The sequence below is a fragment of the Serratia sp. TSA_7 genome (assembly GCF_052692135.1).
Window position 1 is genome coordinate 253,415 of record NZ_JBQZFU010000003.1, and the last position, 12,738, is coordinate 266,152.

Annotated in this window: 12 protein-coding genes; 7 read left to right on the forward strand and 5 right to left on the reverse strand. The window is 59.0% G+C overall.

Annotation, left to right across the window (positions count from 1 at the left end; all coding sequences use genetic code 11):
* The first annotated feature begins 173 nt into the window (after positions 1-173).
* Positions 174-1,103 (forward strand): LysR family transcriptional regulator, encoded by a 930-nt coding sequence (locus ACUTQW_RS13520; protein ID WP_445654877.1) that lies wholly within the window; start codon positions 174-176, stop codon positions 1,101-1,103.
* A gap of 258 nt (positions 1,104-1,361) precedes the next feature.
* Here the strand turns inward: ACUTQW_RS13520 and ACUTQW_RS13525 are convergent, their stop codons facing one another.
* Positions 1,362-2,489, reverse strand: a complete 1,128-nt coding sequence (locus tag ACUTQW_RS13525; protein ID WP_006323445.1) for an iron-containing alcohol dehydrogenase — start codon at positions 2,487-2,489, stop codon at positions 1,362-1,364.
* Positions 2,490-2,765: 276 nt separating this feature from the next.
* Between ACUTQW_RS13525 and ACUTQW_RS13530 the strand changes: the two genes are divergently transcribed.
* From ACUTQW_RS13530 to ACUTQW_RS13540, 3 genes are all read left to right on the forward strand, one after another.
* The gene (locus ACUTQW_RS13530) at positions 2,766-3,524 is read left to right on the forward strand and encodes a response regulator transcription factor (RefSeq protein WP_006323446.1); all 759 of its coding nucleotides are present in this window, start codon (positions 2,766-2,768) and stop codon (positions 3,522-3,524) included.
* A gap of 100 nt (positions 3,525-3,624) precedes the next feature.
* On the forward strand, positions 3,625-4,926 hold the full coding sequence (locus ACUTQW_RS13535; protein WP_006323447.1) for an NAD(P)/FAD-dependent oxidoreductase: 1,302 nt from the start codon (positions 3,625-3,627) through the stop codon (positions 4,924-4,926).
* A gap of 21 nt (positions 4,927-4,947) precedes the next feature.
* The gene (locus ACUTQW_RS13540; RefSeq protein WP_006323448.1) at positions 4,948-5,313 is read left to right on the forward strand and encodes a cupin domain-containing protein; all 366 of its coding nucleotides are present in this window, start codon (positions 4,948-4,950) and stop codon (positions 5,311-5,313) included.
* 41 nt (positions 5,314-5,354) lie between these two features.
* Here the strand turns inward: ACUTQW_RS13540 and ACUTQW_RS13545 are convergent, their stop codons facing one another.
* The 4 genes from ACUTQW_RS13545 to ACUTQW_RS13560 form a co-directional block, all read right to left on the reverse strand.
* The gene (locus ACUTQW_RS13545; protein WP_006323449.1) at positions 5,355-6,161 is read right to left on the reverse strand and encodes an alpha/beta hydrolase; all 807 of its coding nucleotides are present in this window, start codon (positions 6,159-6,161) and stop codon (positions 5,355-5,357) included.
* Positions 6,162-6,250: 89 nt separating this feature from the next.
* Positions 6,251-7,363: a class II histone deacetylase gene (locus ACUTQW_RS13550; protein ID WP_006323450.1), complete on the reverse strand. Its 1,113-nt coding sequence runs from the start codon at positions 7,361-7,363 to the stop codon at positions 6,251-6,253.
* A gap of 14 nt (positions 7,364-7,377) precedes the next feature.
* Positions 7,378-8,547: an MFS transporter gene (locus tag ACUTQW_RS13555; protein ID WP_006323451.1), complete on the reverse strand. Its 1,170-nt coding sequence runs from the start codon at positions 8,545-8,547 to the stop codon at positions 7,378-7,380.
* A gap of 141 nt (positions 8,548-8,688) precedes the next feature.
* Positions 8,689-9,336: a response regulator transcription factor gene (locus tag ACUTQW_RS13560; protein WP_006323452.1), complete on the reverse strand. Its 648-nt coding sequence runs from the start codon at positions 9,334-9,336 to the stop codon at positions 8,689-8,691.
* A gap of 563 nt (positions 9,337-9,899) precedes the next feature.
* Here ACUTQW_RS13560 and ACUTQW_RS13565 point away from each other — a divergent pair.
* The 3 genes from ACUTQW_RS13565 to ACUTQW_RS13575 are packed head-to-tail and all read left to right on the forward strand — an operon-like array spanning position 9,900 to position 12,730.
* A complete protein-coding gene (locus ACUTQW_RS13565) occupies positions 9,900-11,393 on the forward strand; it encodes an APC family permease (RefSeq protein ID WP_006323453.1) in 1,494 nt (497 codons plus the stop codon).
* Complete coding sequence (locus ACUTQW_RS13570; RefSeq protein ID WP_006323454.1) at positions 11,368-11,955, forward strand: DUF3156 family protein; 588 nt, start codon at positions 11,368-11,370, stop codon at positions 11,953-11,955. The genes ACUTQW_RS13565 and ACUTQW_RS13570 overlap by 26 nt, the downstream gene beginning before the upstream one ends.
* Positions 11,948-12,730, forward strand: coding sequence for an SDR family NAD(P)-dependent oxidoreductase (locus ACUTQW_RS13575; RefSeq protein WP_006323456.1), 783 nt, complete (start codon positions 11,948-11,950; stop codon positions 12,728-12,730). The genes ACUTQW_RS13570 and ACUTQW_RS13575 overlap by 8 nt, the downstream gene beginning before the upstream one ends.
* Positions 12,731-12,738 lie beyond the last annotated feature (8 nt).

Here is a 12,738-nt window from a genome sequence, read left to right on the forward strand (position 1 = left end):
ACCCCAGTTACTTACTTGAGTAAGCGCCTGGAGTGAGCGAGCTGGCCGCCTGGCCGCAACTTAAAAGCTATAGGGTATAAATAAACGTGTTAATGAATTGTTGAGTGAAATTGACTATGTTCCGCTTCTTCACTAATGTGAATAATCATATGTCGAAACTTACTTAAGGTTTTATGCAAGTAAAAAAGCGCGCGCTTTTAGGGCAGTTGTCGGATATGGATCTGCGGTTGCTGCGGGTGTTTAAAGCGGTGGTCGACTGCGGAGGAATGAGCGCCGCCGAGCTGGAGCTGAATATCAGCCTGTCGACCATCAGCAAACATATCAAGGATCTGGAGCAAAGGCTGGGGCTGACGCTGTGCCAGCGCGGGCGGGAGGGCTTCGCCGTCACCGACGAAGGGCTGTTGATTTACCAGGAAACCATCAACCTGCTGGCGGCCACCGAGGCTTTTCGCCGTGGGGTGGATGACGTGCATCGACGCATGGGCGGCCAGCTGCACGTGGCAATATTTGATCATACGGTCAGTAATCCGCAGGCGCACATTGGCCGGGCAATTGCGTTATTCAGCGAGCGTGCGCCGGACGTGTCTTTGCAAATGTACGTGGAGCCGATAAATACCATTGAGCGCGGCGTTATTGACGGGCAGTTTCAGATTGGCGTTATTCCAATGCACCGCAGTGCGGAAAGTTTATCTTATAGTTCTTTATTCAATGAGAGGATGTTCTTATATTGCGGTGCGCAGCATGAGTTATTTTCCGCTCATCACGACATGCTGAATTGGGATCTGTTGCACAATTATGCCTTTGCAGGATTGGGCTACCATTCGCCGAATATGGCGTTAAGTTTTCAGCAGCATTTGCAGCGCAAGGCGACGGGTTTTGCTCAGGAATCGATAGCGACCTTAATCCTCTCCGGCAAGTATGTCGGCTTTCTTCCAGACCACTATGCGGCGTTTTTCGTCGCACAGAATATGATGCGGGCGATAAAACCGGAGCTGTTCCGCTACCACTGTGAATATTCCTGCGTGGTACGGCGTTCACCCAGCCCGCAACGGGTGGTGAAGGTGTTCCACGAGTGCCTGCTGGCGGCGCATGAGGGGGGATGAACGCTTATTTCTGGCCTTCGGCGCCTTGCCAGAAATCGCCTATCAGTTGCTCAAAACCGCCGTTACCTGCTGCGTAAAGACGGTTTATTCGAACAGGCTTTCGGCGCTGCCGACCTTTAAAATCCGTTTACTGCTTTTTCTTCCTACTGAAGATTTTAAGCAGTACGCCAACCAGAATGCCAATGGCGATGCCGGTGAAAATCCAGCCGATGATACCCATTTCCGATCTCCCGCTATTGCTTTGATCTCATTATATTATCATTCGACGCGGAATGCGCCTTCGATCATCAGTTGCCGTTGGGCGGCGGTATAGTCGATCAAGGAGTTCTTGCTGTTGGATTTTTCCAGCGTCACCGCCAGTTCGTCGCCGGAAATCGGCAGGTCATCCTGCCAGAACGGCGCGATGGCGTTGCGGGTAATAAACTCAATCAGATAGCGTTCCGGGCTGTCTTGCTGTTCGGGGAACAGGCGTGCGGCCAGATCGCTCATCAGCGCGCGCTGTTGCGGCTGTTCGCTTTGCGCCAGCAGTTCGAGGAACGGCAACAGCAGGCGGCCGCAGACCTGGCCGTGGTGGTAATCGTGCAGCGCGCCAATCTCGCCGGCAATGCCGTGGATCACCCCCAGCCCGGCGGCGCTCAGCGTCAGCCCACCCAGGTACGAGGCCTGCATGATGGCTTCACGGGCGCGATCGCTGCGGTTGAGCGCCGGCCAGGCATCCAGGAAATGGCGGATGCCGGTCAGCGACATCTCGCGCGTCATGGCGCTGGCGGTTTTGGACAGATAGGCTTCGAACAGATGGGTAAAGGCGTCGATGGCGCAGTAAGCCAGCACCTTGTCCGGTGCGCCCTGCAGCAGTTGCGGATCCAGGATGGCGGTATGCGGCACGAAGTTGTTATGGCGCAGCGAGGCTTTCACCTTGCCGATCCGGGTATCGGTGATCACTGCGTTTTGGGTCACTTCACTGCCGGTGCCGGCAGTGGTCGGGATGGCGATCAGCGGCAGGGTGGCGCCGCTGATTTTGGTGTCGCCGATCTTTTCCATATAGCGCAGCGTCGGCAGCGGATGTTCCACTAAAGCGGCAAACGCCTTGGCGGCATCCAGCACGCTGCCGCCGCCAATGGCCACCACGCGCAATGCCTTGCCGCGCCAGCGTGCGACCCAGGCGTCGATCTCCTGCGGCGAGGCTTCGTGGCTGACGATCTCGGTGCCGATCAGCCGCGGCGTCAGGGCATCTGCCAATGAGGAATATACCGCGCCATTGAGGAATGAACGGCAGCTGAACAGCAATGTCGGCTGGGGATCGGCGGCCAGTAATGGGATCAGTTGGCTAATACTGCCGTGGCCGAACCAGGTATGCCGGTTGGCGATCGTCAGGCTGGTGGTCATGTTCTCTCCTTGGCGCGGTAAAACCACAGCATAAGCCAGCCTCGTCGGAGGAACCACTGCTTTTCACTGCCGGAAACTCATTCATTAACATATTAACCAGGCCCGTAGGTGATGGGGTGCCATAATCTGGCGAAGCTGTGATTTGTTTAACATGCAAGCAAGCGAAACCTTGCATTTGGCGCTGTTGAATGCTTTTTATAACAAGCGGGCCATGGCGCTGCCGGTTTTATCCGAAACAAGGTAATTGTTAATTTATTAATGATGGCGAGGGCGGATATGAGTATTCAGGTCGAACGGTTATCGGCGGTGATTGACGCGGTTGCGACGCCCAGGTTTTATCCCAGCCTGCTGGCCTGGATGGAAGCTTTCTTCGCCTTCGACAACGCCATTGTTTATGCCTTCGAACGTGGCCGTGCGCCGCGTTGCCTGCTCAAAACCGAGCAAGAAAACAGCGATGCGGTCAACCAAATCTACCAACGGGGCGCTTACCTGCAGGATCCCTTTTACCAGGTGCTGAACGGCGGCGGCAGCGGCGAGGTGTTTTCGCTGCGTCAGTTGGCGCCATGCGGTTTCTATCACACTGACTATTATCGTAATTTTTACCGTAAAACCGGCTGGCACGACGAGGCCGGCGTGCTGCTGCCACTGACGCCGGAACGCGGATTGGGGGTGTTTTTCGGTTCTGCGCGCCAGACGGTGGGGATGCGCTATCCGCAACTGGCGGAGTTGAGGAGTGCGTTGACGCTGCTCAAAAGCATCGCGCGCCTGCATGGCGAAGTGGTCGCCGCGCCGGTATCGCCGGAGACGGCGGAGGACAAAACCCGACAGGTGCGCTATCTGTTGACCCCGCGCGAACGCGAAATTGTCGATCTGATCCTGAGCGGCTGCGGCTCGCAACAGATTGCCGACCGGCTGTTCATCAGCCTGGGGACGGTGAAAAACCACCGCAAGAACATCTACGGCAAGCTGGATATCGGTTCGCAGGCCGAACTGTTCAACCTGCTGTTGGCCGGGCCGAACCGCCGCAGCGCATAATGTTAATTTTTTGTAGCAAATGTCCCTAAGGGGACATGGTGGCTTTGCCGGCCGCTCCCGATAATCCGCAGTAGGGCATAGGGTCTTCGGGAGTGCGGCAGTGAACAATAATATCGAATCGTTAACTTACTACGCGGCAACCAAAAAGTACGATCTGCGCTTCCCGACGCTGGAAGACGATCTGGACGTTGACGTGGTGATCATCGGCGGCGGCTTCTCCGGTATCAATACCGCGCTGGAGCTGGCGGAGCGGGGCATCACCAACATCGCCATTCTGGAGGGGCGCCATTTGGGCTACGGCGGCACCGGGCGCAACGGCGGGCAGGTGATGGCCGGCATCGGTCACGATCTGGAAAAAATCAAACGCCACGTCGGCCCCTCCGGGCTGGAAACCATCTTCAAAATCAGCAACCTCGGTGCCGGCATTATTCGCGAACGCATCAAGAAGTACGAGATTGATGCCGATTTCTGTTTTGGCTATGGCTACCTCGGCAGCAATGCACGCCAGGAGAAAACCCTGCGCAGCTGGCTGAAAGAGTTCAAGGCGGTATCGCCAAATGAAGAGATCGAACTTTATACCGGCGCGGAAGTGAAGCAGGTGGTGGGATCCGATGCCTACACCTGCGCATTGAAGCACATGGGCGGCGGGCACGTGCATTCGCTCAACCTGCTGTTGGGCGAGGCCAAGGCACTGAGCGGCTACGGCGTGAAAATTTTCGAAAACAGCAGCGTGCTTAACGTCGAGTACGGGTCGCGCATTAAGGTCCGCACCGCCATGGGCTCGGTGCGCGCCAACAAGATGCTGTGGGCGTGCAACGGCTTTCTCAACGGCATGGAGCCGTTTATCCATAGTAAAACCATCAACACCTACGCTTTCCAGTTGGCGACCGAACCGCTGCCCGAGGAGTTGATCCGGCGCATCAGCCCGATCCGCGGCGCTTACAGCGATATTCGCCCGGTGATCGATTACTACCGTGTCACCAATGAAAACCGCCTGCTGTTCGGCAGCGCCACCCGTTTGATCGAATACATCCCGGCGGATCTCAAAGCCTGGAACCGCAACCTGATGCTGAAAGTGTTCCCGTACCTGCATGACGTGAAGATCGATCTGGCCTGGGGAGGGCCGCTGTGCTGCAGCGCCAACCTGTTCCCGCAGATCGGTACCTTGCCGCAGCATGACAACGTGTTTTATGTGCAGGGCTATTCCGGCTTTGGCGTAACGCCAAGCCATATCGTCTGCAAGGTGCTGGCGGAGGGCATGAGCGAGGGATCCGATCGTTACGATCTGATGAGTTCGATCCCGCACGTCAACATCTTCGGCAAAGACAAGCTGCGACGGGTAATGACCACTGCCGGCAAGGTTTGGCACCAGACGTCCGGCTACTGGAAAGGCCGTCGCTAATTTTTATCACAGGAGAGAAACATGAAACCATTACTGCTTAAGCAACCGCTGCCTGAACTGTTGGACATTGGCAGCGTCAGCAACCTGGGTGCCAGAGTGATCGCAGGTTCACCCAACGTCGGTGTGGCGAGCCTTTTCGGTGAGCCGACCGATAACCTGAACTGCGGCGTTTTCAGCTGTACGCGCGGCACCTTTGTGATGGAGTATCCGTTTGCCGAACACGCCACCGTGTGGGAAGGCACCGCGACGCTGACCGATGAGAACACCGGGAAGTCCGTGCAGTATCAGGCCGGGGATTCGTGGTTTGTCGAGAAGGGCACGCCGGTGCGCTGGGAAATCACCTCCGATCGTTTTGTAAAACACTATCTCGCCATCGTCGAAGGTTGATCTCACCGTTAGCCCCTCTCCGCCGGGAGAGGGGAAATCCGCTATCCCAGCACCCGCTCGATAAAGTCGGTGACCCGCTTCAATATCTGATCTTTGTTGGTTTCGTTAAAACTCTCATGCCGCCCGCCGGGATTGATCATGGCGTCGAAATCGCTGCCCTTCAGCCGATCGATGGCGGTCTGCGATTCGGCCATCAGCACCAGCCGATCGTCATCGCCGTGTATCCACAGCGTAGGCAGCGTGCCGAAACCCGGCCCTGCGTTGATTTTTGCCAGGATCTGCTGCATGGCGCGCAGCGTCGGTCGTTTGAATGGCCCGTGCCACACCAAAGGATCGGCCTGATAGGCTTCGCCAACGGCCGGATCGCGCGACAAAGTGGCGGTATCCAGCGGTTCGTTCGGGATAGCGGGCAGATCAAGCAAGTCGGAGATCAGGGTTCTTTCGCCGATCAGCGGGCCGGATAGCACCAGTGCGCGGATACCTTCGCGATAACGCTGGGTATAACGGGTGGCGATCATGCCGCCCATCGAATGGCCGATGACCACCAGCGGCACGCCTGGGTGTAGCTGCTGAAAATGCTCTACTACGCGATGAACATCGTCGACTACGGCGTCGTAATCCTCAATCAATACGCGCTCGCCCTGCGATAACCCGTGGCCGAGATGGTCGGGGCCAAACACGCGTGCGCCCTGTGCCGCCAGCGTACGCGCCACGTACTGATAACGGCCGAGATGCTCGCCGTAGCCGTGTACCAGCAGCGCCAGAAAGCGCGGCCGATCGCGGCTCCAGTCATGTACGGCAATATCGCCATGGCCACCTTTGATAAAGCTAATCTTTTGTTCAGACATAGTATTTTCTCGTCGGCAGGATAACGGAAACCCTATTCAGCGTAGCGGCAATGGCGTAGGGGCACAACCTGCGGCGCCCCAGAGGGAAACTACAGTTTGAACTGCTGCGCCAACCGATCGATGGCGTCGCGTTGAAACAGGTTGAAGGCGTCACGCGGTTGCTGTTGCCGGATAAAATCCAGCAGCGGATCCTGCACTTCGGTGCGAATGCCGCTGAGCTGTTCCATCACCGCCAGGCCGCAGAACGGCACGTAGGATTCGGCGTAGCCGCCCTCATGAACCATCACCAGTTTGCCGCCGCACAGGCGATCGGCGGCGTCTTGCACCAGCGCGGTCATGCTGCGAAAGCTGTCGCTGTGCAACTGCATGCGCGCCAGGGGATCGATGGCGTTGGCGTCGTAACCGCAGGCAACAATGATCAGCTCGGGTTTGAAGCGCTCGAGTGCCGGGATCACTATCTGTCGCATGGCATATAAATAGCCGTCGTCACCGGCGCCCGCCAGCAGCGGAACATTGATGTTAAAGCCTTCCCCCGCGCCTGCGCCGCGGTCCTGCTCACCGGAGTAGCCGGCCGGGAAGCAGCCGTCCTGATGCAACGACAGCGTCAGCACATCATCTCGCTGCCAGTAGATATGCTGGGTGCCGTTGCCGTGATGCACGTCCCAGTCGAGCACCGCCACCTTGCCCAGGCCGTATTGGGCCTTGGCGCGCTCGATGGCAATCGGGATATTGGCCAGAAAGCAGAAACCCATCGACTGGTCAGGCAGGCAGTGGTGACCCGGCGGACGCGACAGCGCATAGGCGTTGTCCAGCTCAGCTTGCAGCACCGCCTTGACCGCCGCGCAGGCCAGCCCGGCGGACAGTTTCGCTATTTCATAACTGCCCGGGCCCAGCGGGGCTTCTTCCCCCAGCATGCCGCCGCCGTTGTCGCTTAACTGTTTGAAACGTTGCAAATAGTCGGCCGGGTGAATGCGCAGCAGGTCTTCGTCAGTGGCCAGTTCGGCGCTCAGCAGCCTGAGCCGGCGCGACAGGCCGGAAACGTCCATCAGGTTTTTCATCCGCCGTTTGGTTTCCGGCGATTCCGCATGGCCCGCCCCCGAAGGGGGTTGAACCCAACCGCCGACCGGCAGCGTAGTGGCATGCAGGCCGGTGCTGTGCCAGAAACAGCGTTCATCAAAGAAGAAACCGGTTTTTCTTTTCACCTTTTTACTCCTGGTCAATGGCGCGGCGTGCGCGGTGAAGCTAACAAAATCAATAACAGCGACAGCAGCGCGCAGCCCAGCGCGCCGATCAACAGGGCGTCGAAGCCACCCGAAGATTCAATCAGGTAGCCGGCCAGCGTTGGGCCAATCGCCATGCCGCCGCCAATCACCAAATTGATGTTATTCATCAGCTTGCCGTTATTATCCAGCCCGGCGACGCGGGCCAGAATAAACGGCAGGACAAAGGTCCAGGTAAACTTGAACAGCACCGCCGCCACCGCGAAACGCAGCAGCAAGGGGTCACGGATCAGCAGCGCAACGCCGGCGCTCAACAGGCCGTAGCCCAGCCAAATCAGCCCGTTGCCACGGCGGCGTGCGCTGATAAACGCGGCACTGCCGGCGCCGACGATGCCAAACAGGGTGGCGGCAGCCAGCACCTGGCCGCTGTTGACCGGCGAAAGGCCGGCTGCGGCGGCGATACTGCCGATAAAGGTCCAGACCGCGCTCAGGCTGATATAAAAGCTCAGTACCGCCATCACGGCGAAAGCTTTGCGGAACCAGGGAGAGGCGGCGGAGCGCAGCGCTGCGTGCGTCGGGTGAAACCCGGCTGGGAAGGCGCTGATCAGGGGCAGGCAGCACAGCATGATGGCCGCCAGAATCAGATACACCGCCATCAGGCCGAAATGAGCGAACAGCGGGGGCAGCACCAGTAGCCCGACCGCACCCAGCACCAGTTGGCCCAACACCCAGAAGGCGTAGACCCGGCTGGGGTTGGCGGTGCCGCCCGCGCAGGTGATGCACAGGATCATCAAGGTGCCGCCCGCCATCGAAGCGATAAAACGCAGCCCCAGCAGCAGGGTGAAATCGCCGATGAGCGCCGAGGCCAGATTGCCGGCGATAAACACCGCCGCCGCCAACGCAGCGACCCGGCGCCAGTTAACGCGGCTTATCCACCACCAGGCGGGCAAGGTCGCCAGGCTCATGGCACCCAATTCGGTCGAAAACAAGTGGCCGATTTGCGCTGGGGTGAGCTGCCACTGGCCGGCTAACTGCGCCGCTATCGCCGGGGCGGTCATCAGGATGCCCGGCGCAATGGCGGCAAAAATAATAATGGCGGTCAGCAGCCGTGGCGGGCAGGGGATAGCCGCCCCGGTTGAGGGTACAGAAACTGAATCACTGGACATAATAATTATTCCCGCAGGTTAAACCTGAATCAGATATCGCCGCGATGCCGTATTTTGGGCAGGCGGAAACCGCGCCATGGATGGCGAATAATTAACGAGTTTATTTTTACCTGTTATAAGCCATCGTTATGGCTGTATTCATTAACCCAGGGCAATAAAGCTGCTGGCCACCAATTCGGTGCGGTTTGCTACCTCGGTTTTGGCAAAGATATTGCGCATATGGGTTTTCACCGTCGAAAGTGAAATGCCCAGTTTCAGGGCGATGCGTTTATTGCTGGCCCCTTCGCGCACCATATTGACGATCTCCTGCTCCTTGGCGGTCAGCAACTGGGCTTCGCCGCCGGGCAGCAGATCGCGCGTCGCCAGTTCTATCAGCGGCAGTACCGCCCGCAGGCGGCCACGCTCCACCTCGGTAAAGGGCGTATCGCGGATCAAGGACACCCCGGCGATAATGCGTTTACGCTGGCGGATAAAAATCTCCGTCATATCGCGCATGTCATTCGGCAGCATAAAGTCATGATAATAATGGCGGTTATTGGCGATCGCCGCCGGGCTCATGCCGACCATGCTGATATCCTGCTGATGGAAATTGGCGGGTTTGAGCGGATCAATCTGCTGAAAATGGGTCAAATACTGCTGATGCGTCTTATCGGAAATGCCGTGCAGAATATAGTGGTCTGGCCGCAGATCTTGATTGACCAGGTAAAACACCCCGGCGGACACCGGGATCAAATGCGCAATGGTGGTCAGACAGCTGTTGATAAAGGCATCGGATGATGTGCTGTGCATGATTCATTTCCCTCCTTTACCTACCCTGCGTTCTGGAGAATGCGTCGTTCAATATATGAACGATCCCAGCATAGTTGTAGCAATTCGGTAACACAATAAGAACATATTAACAACGTGAGCCTGATTGCAATAAAATACATAAATAACAAGGCAACGCCCCTCCGTTGGCTGGGGGATGGGCGGCCTTGCGTCAATATTTAGTTAATATATTAACGAACGGCATGCCTCCTTCCCGCTGAATTTAAAGTGATTTCCCCTGCCAGGGGGACGGCGCTGCGCGTATCGCCGGGTGGCGACCCCTCTTCGCTCGCTGCCGGCGGCTCGTTCCTAAGAACGATGGACAGACGCGCTGTTCCCCGCATTCTCTCGAAAATCCCCTCCGCGAGATTCAAACCATAACGGTTGGCCGGGCTAAAAAGATAAGAGGAAAAAGCTATGGTTCGGCCTCGTCCTTAAGGACGATAGCCAGTATTTTCCTTTCCTCTCTATAGTGAGATCACCGCTAATTGCGGCGTAAACCTGCACAAACAACACCAGGGCAAAAACTATAAGAGGAACTACCCATGAACCTGTCGTCGCGGCTTCATGCCCACCTTGAACGGGGCAAGGTCGGATTCCCCACTACGCTGGCCAGCTCGGTCGGGGTGATTATGGCCAGTCCGGTGATCCTCACCGTCACCAGCGGTTTCGGTATTGGCGGCGATACCTTCGCGCTGGCGATGCTGATCGCCTTCATCATGATGCAAGCCCAGCTCACCACCTTCTCGGAGGCGGCGGCGATGCTGCCGACCTCCGGCTCGGTGTATGACTATATCGCCTGCGGCATGGGCCGTTTTTTTGCCATTACCGGCGCGCTGTCGGCCTATCTGATCGTGCATATCTTTGCCGGCACCGCCGAGACCATTCTCTCCGGCATCATGGCGCTGGTGAATTTCGAACACCTCAACACCCTGATGGAAACCCACAACGCCTCCTGGATGATTGGCGTCGGGTTGGTGATCCTGTTCGGTCTGCTCAATGCGTTTGGCATCGAGGCATTCGGCAAGGCGGAGATCGTGCTGACTTTCGCCATGTGGAGCACGCTGGTGATTTTCGGTATCGCCGGGCTGCTGTCGCCGCATGCGGTGCCGCTGGAAGGCTGGTTCGGTAGCACGCTGAGCCTGAGCGATCCCTTTGCGGTGTTCAGCCTGATCGGCATGGCGATGTTTATGTTCGTCGGCTGCGAACTGGTGACGCCGATGGCGCCGGAGATCAAAGGCTCCGCCAGAGTGATCCCGCGCGCCATGTCGCTGGGGCTGTGCGGCGTGGCGGTCTGCATGGCGCTTTACGGCGCCGCGCTCAGCCATCAGGTGGAGAACGTGGTGGTGGATGCCGCCAACGGCGTTCACTTGCTGGACACGCCGATGGCGATCCCGGCCTTTGCCGGGCAGGTGATGGGCGAGTTCGGCAAATATTGGCTCGGTATCGGGCTGCTGCTGGCCGGGGCGGCGACCATTAATACGCTGATGGCGGCGGTGCCGCGCATTCTGTACGGCATGGCGCTGGACGGCGCGCTGCCGCGCATCTTCGCTTATCTGCACCCGTGCTTTAAAACCCCGGTGGTGGGCATTCTGGTGGCGGTGCTGATCCCCTGCGTACACGCCTTCGTCATTCAGGGCAATCTCGAGCGCATTCTCCCGCTGGTGCTGGCGGCGGTGTGCGCCTGGGGTGTGGCCTACTTGCTGGTGACCTGCTCGGTGGTGATCCTGCGTATTCGGCGGCCGGATCTGCCGCGCGCCTACAAATCGCCGTGGTTCCCGCTGCCGCAAATCGTCTCCAGCATCGGCATTGTGTTGGCGATTATCTACATCACTCCGCCGGGCATGAACCCGCGTGACGTTTATATCCCCTTCAGCATCATGATCGGCCTGACCGCCGCCTATGCGCTGTTCTGGACGCTGTGCGTGCAGAAGGTCAACCCGTTCAAACCGGTGCCGGTCGAACAGGTGCTGGAAACCGCCTTCGCCAAAACGGAAAACGAGGAGGCGCAGTTTGATCGGCTTACTTCCCTCACTTAATCGCGTGTGGCGGCGACAGCCGGCGGGTTATCAGCCGGGGGCGACGCTCACTCGGTTGGCGCAAAATCTTCAGCCCTATGCCTGCGAACGCCTGGCGCCGTGCCAACTGCGCTTGACGCTGCCGCAGGGGCCGGAGATTGAGATTAGCGAACGGGTCAGCTCGTTGTTTATGGCGCATATCGTCAGCCACCGCTTCCGCCTGCAGGGGGCAAGCACGTTGGCCGAGCCGCTGACGCTGCGCATCACCGCCGGGGGGTGGCTGCGGCGGCGGGGTGTGGTTTATCGCGCCACCCGCGACAATGCCACGGCGCAGCGGGTGATCGGCGCCTTGCAGCGTTATCCGCAGATTGGCCAGACGCTGACGCAGCTTGATTTCCGCAGCATCCAACTGAGGGTGGCCGACGGCCGCTGGTGGCTGGATATCGAACATTTTGCCGCGTCTGAAGTGGTCAGCCGGTTGCCGGCCGGCCGTCGCTACCTGCGGCTGGAACCGGAACAGCGGCGGTTGTTGCTGAGCAGCCTGCTGATGATCGGCCAACTGATGGAGAAACTGGATGAATAGAGTGGTGGTGATTACCGGCGGCGGCACCGGCGTGGGGGCCGCCTGTGCCCGGCAGCTGGCCGCCCAGGGCGACAGGGTGTTTATCATCGGCCGTCGCCGCGAACCGCTGGCGCTGCTGGCCGAGGAAATCGGCGCCGTGGCGCTGGTGGGCGACGCGTCGAGCGGCGAAAGCTGGAACACCACCCTGCTGCCGGCCATTTTGCGGCAGGGCGGGCGCATCGATTGCCTGATCGGCTGCGCCGGCGGCATGGGGGTTGGGCGCATTGCCGACATGAGTGACGCGCAGTGGCAAGGCGCGCTGGACAGCAATCTCAACAGCGCTTTCGCCAGTGCGCGCGCCTGCCTGCCGGAACTGGTGAAAACCGGCGGCAACCTGCTGTTCGTCGCCTCTATCGCCTCGCTGGCCGCCGGACCGGAGGTGTGCGGTTACGTCACCGCCAAGCACGCGCTGATCGGGCTGATGCGTTCCATCGCCCGCGATTATGGCCCGCTCGGGGTACGCGCCAATGCGGTGTGCCCCGGTTGGGTGACTACGCCGATGGCGGACGAGGAGATGCAGCCGCTGATGGACGCCCATCAGATCTCGCTGGAGCAGGCTTACCGGATGGTGTGCCGCGACGTGCCGCTGCGTCGCCCGGCCAGCGCGGAAGACATTGCCGGCGTCTGCCGTTTTCTCTGCTCGGCCGAGGCGTCAATCATTACCGGTGCGGCGCTGGTGGCCGATGGCGGCTCTACCATCGTCGACGTGCCGACGTTGGCTTTTACTTCCCTTTAAGGAGAATC

Coding starts and splice junctions, on each gene's coding strand:
- ACUTQW_RS13520 (WP_445654877.1), top strand. CDS start 174: ATGCAAGTAAAAAAGCGCGCGCTTTTAGGGCAGTTGTCGGATATGGAT.
- ACUTQW_RS13525 (WP_006323445.1), bottom strand. CDS start 2,489: ATGACCACCAGCCTGACGATCGCCAACCGGCATACCTGGTTCGGCCAC.
- ACUTQW_RS13540 (WP_006323448.1), top strand. CDS start 4,948: ATGAAACCATTACTGCTTAAGCAACCGCTGCCTGAACTGTTGGACATT.
- ACUTQW_RS13565 (WP_006323453.1), top strand. CDS start 9,900: ATGAACCTGTCGTCGCGGCTTCATGCCCACCTTGAACGGGGCAAGGTC.
- ACUTQW_RS13555 (WP_006323451.1), bottom strand. CDS start 8,547: ATGTCCAGTGATTCAGTTTCTGTACCCTCAACCGGGGCGGCTATCCCC.
- ACUTQW_RS13545 (WP_006323449.1), bottom strand. CDS start 6,161: ATGTCTGAACAAAAGATTAGCTTTATCAAAGGTGGCCATGGCGATATT.
- ACUTQW_RS13530 (WP_006323446.1), top strand. CDS start 2,766: ATGAGTATTCAGGTCGAACGGTTATCGGCGGTGATTGACGCGGTTGCG.
- ACUTQW_RS13575 (WP_006323456.1), top strand. CDS start 11,948: ATGAATAGAGTGGTGGTGATTACCGGCGGCGGCACCGGCGTGGGGGCC.
- ACUTQW_RS13560 (WP_006323452.1), bottom strand. CDS start 9,336: ATGCACAGCACATCATCCGATGCCTTTATCAACAGCTGTCTGACCACC.